Genomic DNA, 19,857 nt, shown 5'->3' with positions numbered 1-19,857 from the left:
GCAGGAAGCTGCCGAGCGCGATGCCCAGGCTGTGTCGGTCGTTGACCCCCGCGAGGCCGCCGATCGCCTTCAAGGCCCATGCTCCGGCAGCGGCAAAGTCGCGCTGTGCCTTGGCGATCATGCCGAGCTGGTGGTAGGCGCCGGCCAGCAAGTCCTGATCATCTCGCGCCTCGCAGTGGTCCTTGAACGCCTCGAAGAGCCGCCCGGCGGCGGCGAGGTCCCGGAGGTTCTGGGCATGGGCGGCGAGGGATTGGGTCAGCGCCGCGACGTCCCGGTCCATGCCGAGGGCCGCCGCCAGCGCCAGCGCCAGGGCCTGGTGGAAGCTCCCGCCGTGGACCGCGAAGGGGCCACGCTGCTCGTACAGCTTCTTCGGCGCCAGCCGATCGGCATAGCGGCCCATGAAGTCCACGAAGGCCCGCCGCGCTGGCTCCGGCGGCGGATAACCCTCGGCGAGGAAGCCGCTCAGCGCTGGGTGTAGCTGGTGGATGCCCTGGCCCTGGTGCTGCAGCAGCCCGCCGGCCTCCAGTGCGGCGATGCATTGCTCCAGCGTCGCCCGCGGCAGCGGCGTGCCAGCGGCCTTGGCCATCTGTTCCAGATCATCGATGTCCAGAAACCGCCGGTGCGGCCCGATCAGCGCCAGCAGCGGGGCGTAGGCGTCCGGCAGCCCGGCGTCCAGCAGGTGCAGCGCCGCGAAGATGCGCCGCGTGCTGTCGTCGCCGTCGGCGCCGGTGAAGGCGGCCTCGAGTTCGGCGTGCAGTTGCTTGGGCGGCGTGTCGGCCAGGCGCAGCAGCACGGCACGAATGCCCAGCGGGTGGCCGTCCAGGGCGTCGAGGACCTGCTGGAAGTCCGTGTCGGCGCGGTCGGGCGACGGACGCGAAGGGGTCATCGGCGCGGGCGTCGATGCGCGCGGACTGGCAGGCGTTGAGCACCATGATGGGGAGGCGGTGCTCGCCGAGCAGGGCGGTGAGCTTGGCGGCGGGGATGGGGTCCGGCGCGGCCGCCGCGTCCTCAAAGATGAGCCGGCCCTCGACGCCGCGGAAGCTGTGGGGTGTGCCGCCGTGCCCGGTCGTGCCGGAGGCCGGGCCATAGCCGCCGTGGCCGTCGAAGTGGACGATGTGGTGGCGGCCGGGGTGGCGGCGCAGGTGCGCCTGGAGCTGCGCGAAGGTGGGCGGGCGCAGCACGTCCACGCGCACCGGCAGGCCGCGGGCCTGCACCTGTTCCACCAGCGGGCGGGCCAGGGCGTGGTAGCCGACGTCGTCCTCGCCGCAGGGGCGGGCGATGACCAGCAGGATGTGGTAGTCCAGGAACTGCTCCAGGTACCAGGTGAGGTCCGCGAGCAGGTGGCTGTTCGGCCGGCCCGGCACCTGCACCTGGTCCGGGGCGGCCAGCTCGGCCTCGGCGCCGGCCTCGCCGTCGGGGCGCAGGACCCGGGAGCGGTGGTCGGCGCTGTGGCGGGTGATGAGGGTGTGCATCGTTGGGCGTCCCTGTGTTCTGCTGTGCTTGGCGGTATCGGGTGCTTCGGCGCGGTGATGATCGATGTCGGTGGCGAGGGCGGCGGAGAGCTGGCTGAGCGCGGCTGGGTCGATGACGCCGTCCTCGGTGCCGGCGAGCAGGCGGATGCGCTGCCGGCGGCGGTTGGGCGCCCGCCAGGGCTCGCGAAGGCTCGAGGTGCCAAGCAGGGCGATCTCCAGCGCCCGGCCGCGGACGGGCGCATCGAAGCCGGCGGACAGCACCCAGCCGCCGAGGCTGTAGCCGAGGATGCGGATCGGCGGGCCCTGTGCACTGCCGCGGCGCCGCGGTGCCGACGGCAGTCCGTGCCTGGCGATGCCCCGCGCCGGCAGCCGGGCGCTGTCAAGGCGCCAGACCGCGCGCAGGGGGTTGGCGAGCTCGGCAGCATCGCCGGCGAAGAGCCTGGGCCACTGGTAGTCCAGCGTCAGCACGACGGCGCCGGCGGCGGTGAGGGCGCCGAGCAGCGCCGGGTAGTCGCCGGGGCGGGTGAGGGCGCCCGGGCTGAAGATGATCCAGGGCTGCGCGCGCCCAAGAGTGCGCAGGACAGCGGCGGGCGGTGGCTGATCAGTACACGGCCGAGCCCGGGGAGCTTGAGGCTGCGGTGGCGCACGGGGGCGCGGCTGCAAGCAGGGCTTAAGCCTCTGAATCTGCCTGTCATGGGGCGTGGCGCTGGGGTGCTGCGTGTCGCGACATCCCCGGAATCGTATACTGGAGTGGAGCGTCTGCATGGCTGGCGGCGACCCCTTTGCGGGTGAGTGAGTCCCGGACGCCGTCCCGCGCACGCCCTGCGGAACATCCATCATCGTGGAAAGGCCATGACCGCCGCGACATTCTTTGCAGTAGTGATCTTCGTGGGGATCGGCTTTGCGATCCTGTTCATTCTGCTGTTTAAAGACTACCGCAAGGGGTCCGGCATGTTGCGGGCCTGGCCTCCCGAAGTCCGGATCGAGTTCGACCGGGACTGGAGGCGCGGCGCCCTCAGCCCTGCACAGAATCGCCCCGCGGCCGGCAGCGCGCCGCGTCGCCGTTGGCTGGAGGCGAAGGGCATGCGCTGGTACTACCCGCTGGACGGCCGGAGCCTCATCTATCTCGGGCGCCACCAGGACAACCAGGTGGTGCTCAAGGACAAGGCCGCGGATGGGCGTCAGGCTGTCATCTATTGGGAAGACGGCCGCTACAAGATCAACAACCTCTCTGTACGGAGCCACACCCGCGTGAACGGTCGGCCGATCACCAAACAGAATCTCGGCGACGGCAACAGCATCACCATGGGCGGCACCGTCTTGGTCTTTCGCGATTGCGGCGACGCCGGCGGCCGGCGCAAGCCGGCACGGCGCTGATTCGCGCTGCACCGGGAGCCGCTATAATCCGCGCCTGTATCGGCAGGAGCCGTCGCGAAGCCCGCTGCGCGCAGGCGGGCCGACGGGCTGTGACCGGGAGCGGCTGCGGTAGGAGGCAAGGGCGTTGGAGCGGAGCAAAGACAAGTTCACCATCGGGCGCGACCGCGGCTGTGATATCGCCATCGCGGACGAGACGGTCAGCACATGGCATGCAGAGCTCAGCTTCCTCGGTGACGGCAAGCTGCTGCTCACGGACTGCAAGAGCCGCAACGGCACCTACCGTGTGCTCACGGACGGCAGCGAGGTACCGCTGCGGCAGGAGCTGGTCTCGCCGCTCGATCGCATCCGCTTCGGTAACGTCAGCATCGGCATGCGTGAGCTGCTGGAGTCTCTGCGCATGAAGTACCCGCAGCTCGGCCAGCCTGTCGGCAACGCGGCAGCGCCGCGGCCACCGCCCGCCGCCGGGCACCGGGAGCTGGAGCGCTGCGAGTGCGGACGGGTCAAGGTCGTAGGCTCGCCGTGCCCGGGCTGCGGCGCATGAGCGATCTCTGGGAGAAGCCGGACCGCCTGCTGGTGCTGCCGCTCGCCTTGCTGGCGGGTGTGCTCTTCGTCACTGCGCTGTCGCTGGCACTGCCGGCCGGCAGTGGCCCCGCGGTGTTGCTGCTGGATCGGCATGCGGTGCCGCCCGCGCATTCGCCCTTCGTGTATCCGTTCACGGTGCAAAACCTGATGCACCTGCTCTTCTTCGTCGGCCTCGGTGAGCTCTTCGTGCGCTGGCGCATCGCCGAGCGCGAGCTGGCGCTCACCCATGCCGGGCTGCTGCCGCAGGAGTACCGCACCGTGCTCGGCGTGCACAACCTCGCGCCCATCCGTGCCGCGGTGAAGCATCGCTACGACGAGGAGCACGGTTTTCTGCCGAGCCTGGTGGATCTCTGCATCCTGCAGTTCATGGCCAGCCGCTCCGTGGACCAGACCGTGAGCGTGCTGAACAGCAGCCTGGAGCTGATCCAGCACCGCCTCGACCTGCGCTACGCCCTGCTGCGCTATCTGGTGTGGGTGATTCCCACGATCGGCTTCATCGGCACCGTGGTGGGTATCGCGCTGGCTCTGAGCCAGATCGACCCGACCGCCACCGAGCAGCCGCTGGCCGACATCGCGGCGGCGCTCGGCATCAGCTTCTACACGACGCTGGTGGCCCTGATGGAGAGCGCCGTGCTGGTGCTGCTGCTGAACCTGGTGCAGGCGCGCGAGGAGTCCGCCCTGAACCGCGCCGGCAACCAGACGCTGACCAACCTGATCAACCGACTGCACGTGGGCGACGCAACCGCCTGAGGGAGCGCTGTCCCCGGACTGGGCGACAACGGGCGGGGCGACAAATTACTGGGCTCGATCTAATGACCGCGCCCGATGAATGGGCGATAATCCCGACGGACAAGGAATGACAGGGAGCTTCCGCATGTCACCAGTTGACCCCGCCATCCTCTGTCCCGGCTGTTTCGTCGCGCCGCTTTCGGCGGGTGTCTGCGGGTACTGCGGCTTTGATCCACGCGAGCCGCGACCGCCGAGTGCCATCGGTCTGGGTGCGCTGGTGGGCAATCAGTTCCTGCTGGGGCGGGTGCTCGGCAAGCCGGGCGGCTTCGGCATCACCTATCTCGCCTTCGACCGTGAGGATGGCCAACGCGTGGCGCTCAAGGAGTATATGCCGCGCGATCTGGTCGTACGTGCCGCGGACGGCAGCACGATCCTGCCGCAGAGCCAGGAGGAGGGCGATCTGTTCCGCCACGGGCTCGGCCAGTTCGTGCGCGAGGCCCGCACGCTCGCGCAGCTGCATCATCCGAACATCGTCGGCGTGCGCCGGTTCCTGGAGGCCAACGGCACCGCCTACCTGGCCATGGACTACTATCGTGGTGTGTCCCTCGCGGAGTATCTTGGGGCGCAGCCTGACGGCCGTGTCCCCGAGCACACCGCGCTGGCATTGATGCAGCCGGTGCTGGACGGGCTGCGTGCCGTACATGCCCAGGGCTTTCTGCACCGCGACATCAAGCCCGCCAATATCTATCTGGCCAAGATCGAGGGTGGCGGCGTCAACCCGATCCTGATCGACTTCGGCGCCGCGCGCACGGCCATCGGCGAGCGCTCGCGCTCCCTGTCGGTGGTGGTTACCGACGGTTACGCCCCCTTCGAGCAGTACCATCGGCGCGGTCGCCAGGGGCCGGCCACCGACCTCTACGCCGCCGGTGCCGTGCTCTACCGCATGCTCACCGGCCGCACGCCGCCGCCCGCACCGGAGCGCATGAGCCGGGATACCCTCGAGCCCGCCAGCCGCTACGGCATCTCTGCCCCCGTGAGCGATGCCATTGGGCATGCGCTGCAAGTCGAGGCGTATCAGCGCCCGCAGACCGTGCAGCTGTTCCAGCAGGCCCTCGCCGGTGCGGCACCGCCGCCGCCGGTACGGCACGATCCGCCGGCTGCCGCGTTCCGGTCAGAGGACACCGCCGATGCCGGCGCCGGCGGCAGCCAGCGCTCGCAGGCGTTCTTTCCCCGCTTGTGGCGGGGCGACTTTGGCCTGGCGAAGACCTTCTGGCTCTACCTGGTGCTGGTGTCGGTGCTCGTGGGGTTCGCACTGAACCTCGTCGAATCCCTACCGGTCCTGCTGCTCGTACTCCTGCTGTTCACTGCCTACCGCGTCGTCGCATTGGTCGGCACCTGGCGGGCCGCGGACCGTTTCACGGGCAGCAAGGTCTGGGGCGTGCTCTCCAAGCTCGTTGTCGTCGGCGATGTCGCCATGACGCTCTGGGGCTGGGTCGCGGTGCTCACGCTGCTGGGCGAGCTCTGAGGCCCCGAGCATGTTCGAGTCCTGCACCGCCGACCTCTGTCCGGGCTGCTTCGACGCCTCGCGCGGCGACGCACCCCGTGCCGTCTGCGGCTTCGACGCTGCGGTGACGCGAGCGCCCAATGTGCTGCGCCCCGGTACCCTGCTGCATGGGCAGTTCATCATCGGCCGGCTGCTCGGCCGGCTGCTCGGCCGGCTGCTCGGCCGGCTGCTCGGCAGGCCCGGCGGCTTCGGCATCACTTACCTCGGCTTCGATCGCCACCTCGAGACCCGGGTCGCCATCAAGGAGTATCTGCCGCGGGCTCTGGCCGTGCGTGCCGCTGACGCTGCAACGATCGTCGCCCACAGCGCCGACGAGCCGAAACGGCTGCGGCACAGCGCGCAGAGGCGCAACGCCTGCGTGCGCTGCGTGCAGAGATGGAGGCCTCCGCAGCTGAGCTGCGCGCCGAGGCCGCGGCGCGAGAGCGCGAGCCCGCCGAGCGCCGCGCTGCCGAAGCAGCGCCCCTCGCTGCCCTCGCCCGTGAGCACGAGGCCGAGGAGGCGCGCCTGCGCCGACTGCGCGAGCAGCGTGGGGCGGAGGAGCGTGCAGGTCAACACGCCGGCGACGATCCTGCTGCGTTGCGGTGCGCTCGTCGCCGAGCTCGTCAAGCGGACGGCGTGTGGCGAAGCTCGCGCCGGGGGAGGTGGTGCAGTGCGATCGCCTGCTGGAGGGAGAACGCCTTACTTCGGGCAGACACTGGCTGCACTGCCCGGACGCGAGTGGATATATCTATGCTTCCCTCCTCATTGCGGACTGAGTTGGGCGTTCGCCCGTCCCCACGCACCGCGGAGAGATGCACACGCACCGCGCTGCGGTGCCCATCAGCCGAGGACCTGACCGATGACCGAACAGGAGCTTGCAGAGATCTGCCCCGGCTGCTTCACGCCGCGTGACGCAGCCGTATCCGATAACGGCCCATGCGCGCGCTGCGGCTACGATCCCGCCACCGATCGGCCCGGCAACGCGCTGGCACCCGGGACCCAGTTAGCTGGCCAGTTCGTCATCGGCCGCGTGCTCGGCAAGCCGGGCGGCTTCGGCATCACCTATCTGGGTCTCGACCGGCACCTGCAGACGCGGGTGGCGGTGAAGGAGTATCTGCCGCGGGATCTGGCCATGCGGGGCGCCGACAGCAGCACCATCATGGCCCACACGGTCGAGGAGCAGACGCTGTTCGGCTTTGGGCTGGCGCAGTTTCTGACCGAGGCTCGTACGCTGGCGCAGCTGGATCACCCCAACATCGTCCGGGTACGCCAGTTTTTCGAGGCGAACAACAGTGCCTACCTGGTCATGGACTACTACGAGGGCGTGTCGCTCGCCGAGCACCTGGCAGCCCAGCCGGGAGGGCGTATGGCCGAGCCGGCAGCGCTGGCGCTGATCCAGCCGGTCCTCGATGGCCTGCGGGCGGTGCATGCGAAGGGTTTCCTGCACCGCGACATCAAGCCGGCGAACATCTACCTGGCAAAGAGCGATTCCGGTGGCGTGCGGCCGATCCTGCTCGACTTCGGCGCCGCGCGTCAGGCGATGGGCGAGCGCTCCCGCTCGCTGTCGGTGGTGGTGAGTGACGGCTATGCGCCCTTCGAGCAATACCACCGCAAGGGTCGGCAGGGCCCATGGACGGATATTTATGCCGGCGCTGCGGTGCTCTACCGGGCGCTCACCGGCCAGGCCCCACCGCCGGCCAACGAGCGCATGGCCGAGGACGAGCTGAAGCCGGCCAGCGACTACGGCGTCTCCTCTGGTGTGAGCAGCGCGCTGGCGCGCGCGCTGGCGATGCAGGCAGACGCCCGCCCGCAGACGGTGACCGAGCTCCAGCAACTGCTGCGCGGCATGCCGCCGGCGGATGAGTGGATTGAGCTGCCGTTTCCGCCGCCGGAGCCGGCGCAGAAGGGCGCAGCCGCAGGCGGCGCACAGCGGACCACCGCGGCGGCAACGCGCCCGAACCGGGCGCCGCGGGCAAGCGGTGATGCGCGCCCGGTGGTCGGCGCCGCCGCGGCGGCGGACCGCTCCCGGCGCTCGCCCTGGCTCGTGGCGCTGCCGCTGCTGGCCCTGGCGTTGGCGCTGGCGACGCTGCTCGCGTTGCAGCAAGCGCAGCATCCGGGGGCGCTGACACCCGCAACCGCACGCTCGGCCGACGTTGCGGTGCCGGACCTGGCAGCGGCGTCCGACACCCCGCCGTCGCCCGTGCCCGGGCGGCGCGCGCCGGTTGACGAGCCTGCCGAAGTGGCCGCGCTGCGCCGGCGGGCGGAAGCGGGGGATGCGGGCGCGCAGAACGATTTGGGCGTGCATTACGGGCGCGGTGACCGCGTGCCCAGGGACGACGCGGAGGCGGCGTACTGGTATCGGCGCGCAGCGGAGCAGGGCGACGCGACCGCACAGTACAACCTGGGCCTGATGTACGCGAACGGCCGGGGCGTCGTTCAGGATGATGTCGAAGCCGTCCGTCTGTACCGGCTGGCCGCCGAGCAGGGCGACGCACAGGCGCAGAACAACCTCGGCTGGATGTATGAGATGGGTCGCGGTGTCGCCGCGGATCCGGCCCAGGCGGTCGCTTGGTATCGGCGCGCCGCCGACGGCGGCGATCTGGACGCGCGGACCAACCTCGGCTGGATGTACGAGTCCGGCCGCGGTGTCCGCGAGGATATGGAAACGGCGGTCAGACACTACCGGCTTGCCGCCGGGCAGGGGCATGCCCGCGGCCAGTACCTGCTCGGTGAAGCCTACTTTTATGGCGCCGGCGTAACGAAAGACCGCGCCGAGGCGGTGCGCTGGTACCGGGCCTCTGCTGAGCAGGACCACCTCGACGCCCAGTTTTCCCTGGGCTACGTCTATGAGCGTGGCGAAGGCGTCGCAGAGGATGAGGCGGCAGCGGCGACCTGGTACCGCCGCGCCGCGGAGCAGGGCCACGCGGATGCCCAGGACAGCCTGGGCAGCCTGTACAGGTACGGGCGGGGTGTCCCACAGGACGCCCGAACGGCTGTCAGCTGGTATCGCCGGGCCGCCGATCAGGGCAATGCCTGGGGGCAGTACAACCTGGCGGTCATGTACGAGCTGGGTTCGGGCGTGGCCCAGGATTATCGTCGCGCCTTCGAGCTGCACCGACAGGCCGCGCAGCAGGGTCTCGCGCACGCACAGGACAGCCTCGGCACGCTCTATCGGGACGGTGACGGCGTCGCCGCCGACGACGCCGAAGCGGTTGTCTGGTATCGGCGTGCGGCGGCGCAGGGAAACGATTGGGGGCAGCTCAATCTGGGCCTGATGTACAAAGCCGGACGGGGCGTTGCGCAGGACGACGCCGCGGCTGCGGACTGGCTGCGCCGGGCGGCGGAGCAGGGTCTCGCGCTGGCGCAGCGCGAGCTGGGCGTCATGTACTATTTCGGCCGGGGGGTCGCAGAGGACGAGGGGACCGCGGCGACCTGGTTCCGGCGCGCCGCGGAACAGGATGACGCCACGGCGCAGTTCAATCTCGGTGTCCTGCTGGAGCGCGGTCGCGGCGTCCCTGAAAGCGACGCGGAAGCGGCGGCATGGTACCGGCGCGCCGCGGAGCAGGGGCATGCGGGCGCACAGTACAACCTCGGTGTGCTGTACGAGAATGGTGAGGGGGTGCGCCGGGACCGTCAGGCCGCTCTCGACTGGTACCGCCTCGCAGCCGCACAGGGTGATGCCGACGCGCGCCGGGCCGTCGCTGCAATGGAGTCCCCGTAGCCGTGGCCGTAATGGGCAGTCGGGTGCGCGACGACGCGCCGCTCCGCACAGGCCGGGAACAGGTGAAAAATCCGATGCAGACTTGGCGTCTCCGCAGGGACCGGCAGGGCATCGCCGCTGGATGGCGGTCTCGGTGCCGGGCGGGCTGGATGCGATGGATCGTGCTCGGCGCCTGCGCGCTGAGTGCCGCGCCGGTGCCGGCGACCAGCGACCGCGTCCTGGCCCACATGGATGCCGCGACCGTGCGCGTCATCTGCGTGCAGCCGCAACGTGGCGGTATCGGCACGGGCTCGGGCTTCGTCATCGGACAGCGCGGCGGGCGCAGCCGACACGCCGCGACCAACTGGCACGTGGTGGAATGCACCGCCGACGGCGGGCGGGCGGCGGTACTGGTGGGGCCGGGCCGGGAGAACATCATCGACGCACGGGTGCTTGCCCATGATGCGCAGCGCGACATCGCGCTGCTGGAGACGGCGCAACCCCTCGGTCGCCCGCCGGTGCGCTTTGCTTCCGCGGACACCGCGCGCAAGCTCGACCCGGTGCGGGCGTACGGGTTTCCTGGCGCTGCCGACGACTCGGAGGGGGTGCGCGGTGCAGACTTCTTCGATCCCACCGCCGACACCGGTGTCGTGAGCCGCGTCTATCCGCCGTCCACCGACCCGCGCGCGGCCCGGCTGCTTCAGCACAGCGCCGGCATCAACCCCGGCAACTCCGGCGGGCCGCTGTTCGATGCCTACGGGCGCGTCCTCGGCATCAACACGCAGAAGGCGCTGACCGCCGTGGTGATGGTCGGCAATGACGGCGAGCCGGAGCTCGGCCGGGTGCCGCTGGGCGATAACATCGGCTGGGCAGTGGCGGCCGATGAGCTGTTCGGTCTCCTGGACCGCCATGCGATTCCGTACCAGGTGATCTACGGCCGTGCCGGGGCGCTGACGGACCTATGGCACCGCGAGCCCCTGGTGGTGGTCGCGCTTGCGCTGCTGCTGGTGCTCTCGGGTGCTGCCGTGGGGCTCGCCGCCACCCGCCGCGGGCGCGCGGTGGTGCGCGAGGGCGTGACCCGGGCGCTGTCGGGCACCTCGCGCGCACTCCGCAAGCCCCCGTCCGGGCGGGATCGGCCGGCCGCCGCCGCTGCGGTGCCCGCCCCCGGCAGCGGCGCCCCGGTGCTGCGCGGCGTGAACGGCCCCTATGCCGGTGTCGCCCTGCCGCTCAGCCGAGGACCCATCGCCATCGGCCGCGACCCGGCGCTCGTGCAATTGGTGATGCCGCCGGAGCGCACCCTTGTCAGCAAGCGCCATGCGCTGGTCCGTTACGATGCCGGGCGCCGCGTCTTCAGCGTCGAGGACTGTTGGTCATCCCACGGCACGCTCATCAACGGCAAGCCGATCCCGTCCGGCCAGCCGGTGATCCTGCGCCCGGGGGAGCGCTTTCACCTGGCCACGGCCGAAATCGTCTTCGAGGTAGGCTTCGCATGAGCAGACTGGCCTTCACCACCGCCCGCATCAGCCATGCGGGTGGGCGCGAGTACAACGAGGATTGCTGCGCTTACCGCGGTGCCTGCTGGGTGCTCGCCGACGGCCTGGGCGGTCATGGTGGCGGTGAGGTGGCCTCGCGGCTCGCGGTGCAGAGTGTCCTCGGCACGCTCGCCGATACGCCGCCGTTGGCGGGCAGCATCGAGCAGGCCGTGCAGGCGGCAAATCGGGCGCTGCACGCCGAGCAGCAGAAGAGCCCGGCCCTGGAGCGGATGCGCACCACCCTGGTGATCCTCGTGAGCGACGGCAGCGCGGCACGTTGGGGGCACGTCGGCGACAGTCGGCTGTATTACTTCCGGGGCGGTCGTCTGGCGGCCCAGACGGAAGATCACAGCGTGCCCCAGGCGATGGTGAAGGCGGGCGAGATACGCGCCGCAGACATCCGCCACCACGAAGACCGCAATCGCCTGCTGCGCACGCTCGGCAACGACGAAGAGCCGCGCCCGACTTTGGTTCCCGCGCCGGTGCCGCTCGCCCCGGGCGATGCCTTCCTGCTCTGCACAGACGGTTTCTGGGAATATGTCACGGAGACGCAGATGGAGATCGAGCTGGCCAAGGCCGCCGACCCTGATACCTGGCTGCGCAACATGACGCGGCGCCTGGTGAAGCAAGCCGAGCCGGAGCATGACAATTACACGGCGCTTGCCGTGTTCGTGCACTGAGCGCCGGGTCATGCGTGCGCGCAACCGCGACATCAGCATCTTCAATCTGTCGATGCTGGATGTGATCACCGGCGCGATGGCCGCCTTCTTGATCATCATGGTCGTGCTGCTGCCCTACTACCGCAAAGAGCACATCGACTATCAAGCCATCATCGCCGACCTGGAGCGCCAGCTCGCCACCACCGGCGCCGAGGCGGCGCAGCTGCGCCGCCAGCTGGCGCAGGCCGAGGCGCGCAACGCAGAGCTGGCGCGCAGGCTGGCCAAGACCTTCCTGGTGCTGTACGTGCGCTGGAGCACGCGGGACGACGTGGATCTGCACGTCATCGACCCGAGCGGAGCGCGCTTCTATTTCGAGCGCAAGATCATCGCCGGCCGGCCGGGGGTGCTCAGCGAGGACACGCTGGTGGGCCCCGGCAACGAGGTCTGGGAGGTGCGGGATGCGCCCCCCGGCGATTACCGGATCGAGGTGCAGCTGTTCGAGGTCAATGATCCAGGCCGGGTCGCGCTGGTGCAGGGGCGGGTGTTCCACCGTGACGGCAGCAACGCCTTTCCGGAAGTGCGTCTGTCCCGGGAAAAGCAGATGAAGGTGGTCGCCACCATCAACATCGCGGCAGACGGCTCGGTGACCCTGCGCTGACGAAGGGCATCGATATTGACAAGCCGCAAAGGCGCCGCGCGTCGCATCGATTCGGGCTTTCATTAAACCGGCTGACGCAATACCATTCCACACACAAAGTGTCGCAATCACACGGAGTACGCATCATGGCGCAAGTTGCCTGCGGTAAGGGCCATTTCTACGACGACCAGAATCACTCGAGCTGTCCGTTCTGTGGTGTGGACGGCGTCGAGCTGAACATCCCCCCCACGGTCCGCTCGCCCAATGTAGCACCGACGGCGCCGGCCGGTGGTGTCGCCCGGCCCGCCGCCGGCACCGCACCCATGCCCGACAACGCCCGCACGCGCGCGGCCCGCGACATCGGCGAGCCACCGAGTGACGACACCGAGCCGACGCGGGCGGTCTGGAACAAGCGCCTGGGCGGCATCGACCCCGTGGTCGGCTGGCTCGTCTGCATCGAAGGGCCGGATAAGGGCCGGGATTTCCGCATCCACACCGAGCGCAACTTCATCGGCCGGGATCCGTCCATGGACATCGCCATCGGCGGTGATGCGAGCATCAGCCGCCTGAACCACACCGTGGTCAGCTACAACCCCAAGAAGCACAGCTTCAGCATCGCGCCGGGCGATGCACGGGGGCTCACCTACGTCAACGAGGATGAGCTCCTCGCGGCGCAGGCACTGACGGCGTACGACGTCATCGAGCTCGGCGCCAGCAAGCTGCTGTTCGTGCCGTTCTGCGGAGATCGCTTCACCTGGCCGGTGGCCGACGACACCTCCAGCTGACCCATCCAGCGCCGGCGCGCCAATGCGCCGCCGGCGATGCGCCGTTCCAAAGGGAGCTTGTGATGCCGGCGATCAACGCTGCCGCCGACCTCTGCCCCGGCTGCTTTGCCGCCCCCGCGACCGCGGGTGCCTTTGCCGTCTGCGGGCACGACCCGCGCGCGCCGCGGCCCGTTGCTGCGCTGCCGGCGCAGGCGGTGCTGAACGGGCAGTTCATCGTCGGGCGCGTGCTCGGCAAGCCCGGCGGCTTCGGCATCACCTATCTCGGCCTCGACCAGCAGCTGCGCACCGCCGTCGCCATCAAGGAATATCTGCCGCGGGATCTGGCTATGCGCGGCGCGGACGGCACCACGGTCGTGCCGCAGAGCGCCGAGGAGGACCAGCTCTTTCGCTATGGGCTCGCGCAGTTCCTCGAAGAGGCACGTACCCTGGCCAAGCTCGACCACCCGAACATCGTCCGGGTACGGCAATTCTTTGCGGCGAACGGCAGCGCCTATCTGGTGATGGACTACTATCACGGCCTGTCGCTCGCCGAGTACCTGGCCCGCCAGCGCGACGGGCGCCTGCCCGAGCAGACCGCACTGGAGCTGATTCAGCCGATACTGGATGGCCTGCGCACGGTGCACGCCAAGGGCTTCCTGCACCGCGACATCAAGCCCGGCAACATCTATCTGGCGCGCACCGATGCCGGCGGCGTGCGCCCGATACTGCTCGATTTCGGCGCCGCGCGCAGCGCCGTGGGCGAGCGCAGTCACTCCCTGTCGGTGGTGCTCTCGGAGGGTTACGCCCCGTTCGAGCAATATCACCGCAAGGGCGCGCAGGGGCCCTGGTCGGACGTCTACGCCACCGCCGCGGTGCTGTATCGGACCATCACCGGCACGACCCCGCCCAGTGCCACCGAGCGCATGTCGGCCGACACCCTGGCGGACCCGGCCACGCTCGGCGTCTCGCCGGGGGTGGCGGCGACGCTGCGCCGCGCCCTGGCATTGACCCCAACGGAGCGCCCGCAGAGTGCGCAGGAGCTTCAGCAGAGCCTGCGTGGTGAGCGCGACGGACACGGCGGCGGCGACTCCGGGCAGGCGGGCGAGTCGCCCCGGGGGCTGGACGGTCCGCCGATCCAGGCGAGCGATCACAGCCCGGCGAACCGCGCGCGGCTGCGCAAGGCCTATGCGGCGGTGATCGGGCCGCAGAGCACCGAGCACTACCTGGAGCGCTTCGAGCGCTTCGAGCACCAGCCGCCCCTGGCGCGCATCCGCTGGCACTGGCCCGCCTTCTTCTTCAACGTCTTCTGGCTGCTCTATCGCAGGATGTGGCTCACGGCGCTGGTGCTGGTCTTCGTCGCCCTGACCGTGGTCGGCTTCGCGATGGAGATCGCCGCTGCTTTCACGAGCCTCAGTGTTGAGCAGACCGGCACGGTCGCGTATCTCACGTCGTCGGTCATCTTCAACCTCGTCCTGCCGATGTATGCGCACGCGCTCTACTACGACCACGCGCGGCGGCAGATCGCGCGCAGCGCAAGGCGCCACGCCGGCGCCAAGGCCCAGCTGAAGGCACTCCGGGCCAAGGGCGGCACCAACATGATCGTCGTCTGGCTGATCATCGTGGTGCCCATCATCGGCTTCATCGGCGCGACAGCGATCCTCTCCTATCTCGACTATCAGCAGCAGGCGCGGTTTTCGTACGCCCTGCCCAGGCACGGAGCGACATCATGACCCCACACCCACCCAAGCGCACATGGACCCGCCTGGCCGCCTGCTGGCTGATCGGGCTGCTTGCCGTCGGCGCGGCGGCGCAGGCAACCGGGCAAACCCCCTCGAATCCGGCGGCGCCTGCTGAGATGGGCATCTCCCAGGCGACCTCCCTCGGGCCGGACATCACCCTGTATCTGGACGTGCGCGCACAGAACGGCCGCTTCGTGCGCGGCGTCAGCGCCGACCGACTCAGTGCCAGCGTGGGTGAGCACCCGGCCGCGGTGGGCAACGTGGAGGCGTTCGACACCACCACCGGCGGGGTCTTCTACCTGTTCCTGGTGGACATCTCGAAATCCCTGACAGAGAACGAGTTCGCCAAGATTCGGCAGGCGCTCAGCGACTGGGTCAATCGGCTGCGCCCGCAGGACCGTGTCGGACTCATGACCTTCGGTGAGGCCGTGGAGGTGGTGGTCAGCCCAACTGCCGACCGGGCCACGCTGCGGGACGCCATCGGGTCGCTCGCCCCCACCGACAACAAGACCGCCCTGCATCACGGCCTCGCCGAGGGCATCAAGCTGGCTGCGCGCCGCCACGGCGCGGACCTGCCCGAGCGGCGGGTCATCGTGACCCTCACCGACGGCGTCGACGACGCGCCGGATGGCCTCGGCAGCCCAGGTGTGCTGTTCGACCTCCTCGACGAGGAGCACATCCCGATCTACGCCGTCTTCTATGCCACGCGCTCGCACGGGTCCGATGAGGTCACCGAGGGCCTCAACGCCCTGGGCGAGTTCTCACAGCGCTCCGGCGGCGAAATCATCGACGGTCGCGGCACCACGGATCTGCCAGCCGCCTTCAGTGACCTGAATCAGCGCATCATGGAGGTCTACAAGGTCGCGCTGCGCTGTGGCGAGTGCCCGCTGGACAACGAGCCGAGGCCGCTCTTGTTGACACTCCAGAGCGACGGGTTCGAGCTGCAGGACCGCATCGATCTGCGTCTGACGCCGGATCCGAATCCGCCCATGGAGGCAGAGCCCCCGCCGCCCCCGCCACCCACATGGCTTGAGCTGTACTGGCCCTATCTCGCCGCGGCTGTTGTGGTGCTCCTGCTGCTGCTGATCTGGCTGGTGCTACTCCTGCGTCGCCGCAAGGCCGCCGCCGCAGACGGCTCGGAGGATGACGACCTGGCCTACGACCGGAGCCCCGACGGCGGTGCAGGCCATGGCCCGGATCTGCCCGCCGACGCCTTCGATCTCGGTCCCGCGCCACCGCCGGTACCGCCGGCGCCCTTCCAGCCGCCGGCGCAGACGCCGACGCCGCAGCCCCCACCACCGCCTCAGCCGCAGCGGCCGGCGAATCCGCCGTACCGAGGCCCCACCGCGAGCGTGTCCCTCGCCATCATCGGCGGGCCACGCAGCGGCGAGCGGGTAACGCTGCGCCTCGCACCGGATGCCGTCATCGGCCGCGCGCCGAGCTGTGCCCTGTCCCTCGGCGACGACCCCGAGGCCTCCAGCCGGCACGCACGCATCGAGGTCCTGGCCATGGAGAAGCAGCGCATCGTGCTGCGCGACCTCGACTCCACCAATGGCACCCGCCTGAACGGCGTCAATGTGCAGGGCGCGCAGCCGCTCAGCAGCGGCGACCTCATCGGCATCGGCCAGAGCGAGCTGCGTGTCAGCCTGTGACCAGGCGCAACCTCAATCCAGTGACACCGCGGAGAGAACATGGACATCAGACCCGGTAACGCCTGGTGGCAGGGCCGCCGCCAGGAGCAGCAGGACGCCTTCGGCTTCGCCGGCTTCGACGATGCCGTCCTGCGTACCCATGGCGGCGTCCTGATGGTGCTCGCCGACGGCATGGGCGGCATGAGCGGCGGTCGCGAGGCGAGCCGCATTGCCGTCGAGCACTTCATGGCCGCCTACCGGCAAAAGCCGGCGCAGGAGGATATTCCGACGGCGCTGGAGCGCGCCCTGGCGGCCGCCAACCGGGCGGTGTACGAGCTGGCCCTGACCCGCGAGGGGGAGGGCGAGGTGGGCACGACCCTGGTGGCCGCCGTCGTGCACGAGGGCAGCGTGCACTGGATCAGCGTCGGCGACAGCCGGCTCTATCTCTACCAGGCCGCCGGTGACACCCTGACGCTGTGCACCGAGGACCACACCCAGGGCAACGAGCTGCTCGAGCAGGTGGCCCGTGGTGCCCTGACCCGGGCCGCGGCCGAGGCCGACCCCGACTTTCACGCGCTGGTGAGCTTCCTTGGCCTGCGTGATATCCCGAAGGTGGACCGCAGCGTCCGCCCGCTGCCCCTCACGGCCGGCGACCGCCTGCTGCTGGTGAGCGACGGCGTCTACGGCACCCTCGCCGAAAGCGACATCGGCATGCTGCTGCGCGACGAGGCCCAGCACGCCGCGGAGGCCCTGATCCGCGCTGTCAAGGAGCGCGCCGGAGCAGGTCAGGACAACGCCACCGCGACCGTCATCGCCTTCGGCGACGCGCTCCCGCCGACGCGCATCGCGCATGCGCCGGCGCTATCTGCCGGCACGCGCAGCACCGCCGCCCCGGCTCCGACGCAGCGGCGCCGACGCATCGGCAAGGGCCTCACCCGAGGCATTGCGGCGCTGGCGTTGTTGTTGATTGGCATCGGTATCGGTTTGTATCTGAGCATGCCGCTGGCGCCGCCGCCTGAGCCTGCTGTCGGTGAAGTTGATGAAATGGAGGCGGGCACCGTGCCCGAGCCGCCGACAGAGACTTTCTATCTGGATCCGCCGGATGAAGATGAGGCCGGGGAGGCGCCGCAGCAGGCCGAGGGTCCACCAGCGGAAGAAGAGGCAGGGACTGACTCGCAGTCGAGAGACGCCCAGCCGGAAGGACCGCAGTCGCCGCCGCGCGAAGCTTTGGACACACCACCCGGCGCACTGACGTTGGATCAGCCCGAGCATGACCAACAGACGCCTTCCGAGCGGGAGTCAACCGCGGCGCCGCGAGGACAGCCGTCCCATCGCCGCGACGTGCCCGTGACGCCGGCGGCTCAAGCGCCGGAGCCGCCCAAGCCGCCGGCACAGTCCGTCGACGGCAAGACCGAATCGGGTGGTCCGCCGGTCGAAGACCGGCGCCCGCTGGAACAGTCCGATCAGCCGAAAACGGAATCCGCCGCTGAGTCCGAGCGCAAGCGCCGCTGGTGGTGGCCGTTCGGGGGTAGGAACAGCGACAAGGAAGGCAACCCGCCAGACGACGGCTCAGGCAGCGACAGTGATGCGGCGGACTCCCCATGGATGGAGAACTTCTAACGTTGATCCGCCATGCCGGGGAAGAGCCGCACCGCCCTGTGGGTCGGTCGCTCCTTCGGGCCGCGTCGGAACGCCGCGGTACCGCGCTGCGGTGCATCGGGCCGAAGTAGGGGGCGCAGCGCGCCCGGGTAGGGCTTCACGCAGCGCGCGGGAACCAGGAGGACGCACGAGATGACGCACAGGGCCTTTGCAAATCTCTGCCCGGCCTGCTTCCGCAACACGGGGTCGGCCAGCCCCTGCACGCATTGCGGCTTTGATACCCACACGCCCCGGCCGGCCAATGCGCTGCCGGCGGGCAGCCTGGTCAACGGGCATCTCATCATCGGCCGCGTGCTGGGCAAGCCGGGCGGCTTTGGCATCACCTACCTGGGGCTGGACCAGGGCCTGCGCACGCGGGTGGCCGTCAAGGAATACCTGCCGCGGGACCTGGTCACGCGGGGCCCGGACCGGACCACGATTCTCCCCCACAGCCGTGACGATGCGGGCCTGTTCCGCTACGGCCTCAAGCAGTTCCTGATCGAGGCGCAGACCCTGGCCCAGCTTGACCACCCGAACATCGTCCGCGTACGCCAGTTCTTCGAGGCCAACGGCAGTGCCTATCTGCTGATGGACTACTACCGCGGGCTGACCCTGGAGGATTATCTGGCACACCAGCCGGACGAGCGCATGCCGGAGCCTAAGGCGCTGGCGCTGATGCAGCCGATCCTGGACGGGCTGCGCGCGGTTCACGCCCAAGGCTTCCTGCACCGGGACATCAAGCCGGCGAACATCTATCTGGCCAGGATGGAGGGCGGCGGTGCCCGGCCGATCCTCCTGGACTTCGGCGCCGCCCGGCAGGCGGTGGGCGAGCGCAGCCGCTCGCTGTCCGTGGTGCTCACGGCCGGCTATGCGCCCTTCGAGCAGTACAGCCGACGCGGACGGCAGGGCGCCTGGACCGATGTCTATGCCGCCGCGGCCGTCCTCTATCGCATGGTCACGGGCCGCGCGCCCGCCGAGGCCGCAGAGCGGCTGCCGGACGACACCCTGATCCCGGCGGCACAGCTTGGTGTGTCGCGGCCGGTCAGCGCTGCGCTGGCCCTGGGGCTCGCGGTGCGCGCCGAAGACCGGCCGCAGACGGTTGAGGACTTGCGGCGCCTACTGCGCGATGCCGGGCACGGGGTGTCACCGGCGCCGCCGGCACGATACACCGCGCCCGCGGGTCTTTCAGCGGCAGCAGGGCAGGGCGCGGATCTGGCGCTGGCGGACCCGCCGCCCCCCGGCCCGGCGCAGCAGCCGGTCAGTGCCCTGGCCGGGCCGCATCCGAGTCTGCCCCAGGCGCAGGTGGTACAGCGTGTCGATCCCTATGCGCCTCCAGCGGCGGATCTGGTGGGAGGCGGCTCCGGCGCGGCGGTGCGGCTGCGCCGCGAATACCTCTCGCACGAGGCCTCGGTGCGGTCCGTGCGGCTGTTGTACTACCTCGGCGGCGGTCTGATGGTCCTCACCGCCCTCATGATGCTGATGGCCGGTGCGGTGGACGGGGAAGGCGCGGGCGTCGTCGCCGCCCTCTTCTTCGGTGCACTGGCGATGCTGGATTTCTACATCGCCTCGGGCATCGATCAACTGCGGCCCTGGGCGCGCAATGTCGCGACCATCTTCTCCGTCATCGGGCTGTTGTCCTTCCCCGTGGGCACACTGCTGAACGGGTACATCCTCTATCTGTTCTACTCGGACAAGGGCCAGTGCGTCTTCTCCGAGCGGTATCGGCGCGCGGTAGCGGCGACACCGCAGATCAAGTATGAAACACCGCTGCTGGTGAAGGTGATCGGCGCGCTGCTGCTGGGTGTGCTGATCCTTGGGATCATCGCCGCGGCGCTGGCGTGACGGGGTCAGACG

14 protein-coding genes and 1 pseudogene are annotated in these 19,857 nt (G+C 70.0%); 14 read left to right on the top strand and 1 reads right to left on the bottom strand.

Going from position 1 to position 19,857, the window contains the following annotated elements; all coding sequences use genetic code 11:
- Window positions 1-596: 596 nt before the first annotated feature.
- A complete protein-coding gene (locus QZ607_RS09940; RefSeq protein ID WP_295882327.1) occupies window positions 597-2,135 on the bottom strand; it encodes a hypothetical protein in 1,539 nt (512 codons plus the stop codon).
- A gap of 189 nt (window positions 2,136-2,324) precedes the next feature.
- Here QZ607_RS09940 and QZ607_RS09935 point away from each other — a divergent pair, with 189 nt between their 5' ends.
- The 14 genes and pseudogenes from QZ607_RS09935 to QZ607_RS09870 all read left to right on the top strand — a co-directional run bounded on the left by QZ607_RS09935 (window position 2,325) and on the right by QZ607_RS09870 (window position 19,845).
- Window positions 2,325-2,849, top strand: a complete 525-nt coding sequence (locus QZ607_RS09935; RefSeq protein WP_295882326.1) for an FHA domain-containing protein — start codon at window positions 2,325-2,327, stop codon at window positions 2,847-2,849.
- 124 nt (window positions 2,850-2,973) lie between these two features.
- Complete coding sequence (locus tag QZ607_RS09930; protein WP_295882323.1) at window positions 2,974-3,390, top strand: FHA domain-containing protein; 417 nt, start codon at window positions 2,974-2,976, stop codon at window positions 3,388-3,390.
- Complete coding sequence (locus tag QZ607_RS09925) at window positions 3,387-4,181, top strand: MotA/TolQ/ExbB proton channel family protein (RefSeq protein ID WP_295882321.1); 795 nt, start codon at window positions 3,387-3,389, stop codon at window positions 4,179-4,181. The genes QZ607_RS09930 and QZ607_RS09925 overlap by 4 nt, the downstream gene beginning before the upstream one ends.
- Window positions 4,182-4,305: 124 nt before the next feature.
- Complete coding sequence (locus QZ607_RS09920) at window positions 4,306-5,685, top strand: serine/threonine-protein kinase (RefSeq protein WP_295882319.1); 1,380 nt, start codon at window positions 4,306-4,308, stop codon at window positions 5,683-5,685.
- A 10-nt stretch (window positions 5,686-5,695) separates the two neighbouring features.
- Window positions 5,696-6,559 (top strand): hypothetical protein, encoded by an 864-nt coding sequence (locus tag QZ607_RS09915; RefSeq protein WP_295882318.1) that lies wholly within the window; start codon window positions 5,696-5,698, stop codon window positions 6,557-6,559.
- 3 nt (window positions 6,560-6,562) lie between these two features.
- Window positions 6,563-9,424 carry a protein kinase gene (locus QZ607_RS09910; protein ID WP_295882317.1) on the top strand — a complete coding sequence of 954 codons (2,862 nt, stop codon included), beginning with the start codon at window positions 6,563-6,565 and terminating at the stop codon, window positions 9,422-9,424.
- Between the two features lie 299 nt (window positions 9,425-9,723).
- Window positions 9,724-10,896: pseudogene (locus tag QZ607_RS09905) on the top strand (trypsin-like peptidase domain-containing protein); the annotation flags it as partial.
- Window positions 10,893-11,615: a protein phosphatase 2C domain-containing protein gene (locus QZ607_RS09900; RefSeq protein ID WP_295882315.1), complete on the top strand. Its 723-nt coding sequence runs from the start codon at window positions 10,893-10,895 to the stop codon at window positions 11,613-11,615. The pseudogene QZ607_RS09905 and the gene QZ607_RS09900, both read left to right, overlap by 4 nt.
- A 10-nt stretch (window positions 11,616-11,625) precedes the next feature.
- Entirely contained in the window at window positions 11,626-12,252 is a 627-nt protein-coding gene (locus tag QZ607_RS09895; protein ID WP_295882314.1) for a hypothetical protein, read from the top strand.
- Between the two features lie 125 nt (window positions 12,253-12,377).
- The gene (locus QZ607_RS09890) at window positions 12,378-13,016 is read left to right on the top strand and encodes an FHA domain-containing protein (RefSeq protein ID WP_295882313.1); all 639 of its coding nucleotides are present in this window, start codon (window positions 12,378-12,380) and stop codon (window positions 13,014-13,016) included.
- A gap of 62 nt (window positions 13,017-13,078) precedes the next feature.
- Complete coding sequence (locus QZ607_RS09885) at window positions 13,079-14,725, top strand: protein kinase (protein ID WP_295882312.1); 1,647 nt, start codon at window positions 13,079-13,081, stop codon at window positions 14,723-14,725.
- Window positions 14,722-16,386 (top strand): VWA domain-containing protein, encoded by a 1,665-nt coding sequence (locus QZ607_RS09880; RefSeq protein ID WP_295882311.1) that lies wholly within the window; start codon window positions 14,722-14,724, stop codon window positions 16,384-16,386. The genes QZ607_RS09885 and QZ607_RS09880 overlap by 4 nt, the downstream gene beginning before the upstream one ends.
- Window positions 16,387-16,425: 39 nt before the next feature.
- A complete protein-coding gene (locus QZ607_RS09875; RefSeq protein ID WP_295882310.1) occupies window positions 16,426-17,985 on the top strand; it encodes a protein phosphatase 2C domain-containing protein in 1,560 nt (519 codons plus the stop codon).
- Between the two features lie 171 nt (window positions 17,986-18,156).
- On the top strand, window positions 18,157-19,845 hold the full coding sequence (locus QZ607_RS09870; RefSeq protein WP_295882309.1) for a serine/threonine-protein kinase: 1,689 nt from the start codon (window positions 18,157-18,159) through the stop codon (window positions 19,843-19,845).
- The last annotated feature ends 12 nt before the right edge of the window (window positions 19,846-19,857 follow it).

The sequence above is a fragment of the uncultured Thiohalocapsa sp. genome, from assembly GCF_913063425.1.
Classification (GTDB): Bacteria; Pseudomonadota; Gammaproteobacteria; order Chromatiales; family Chromatiaceae; genus Thiohalocapsa.
Note: the sequence above shows the minus strand (reverse complement) of the source record. Positions and strands in the feature narration are given on the sequence as shown.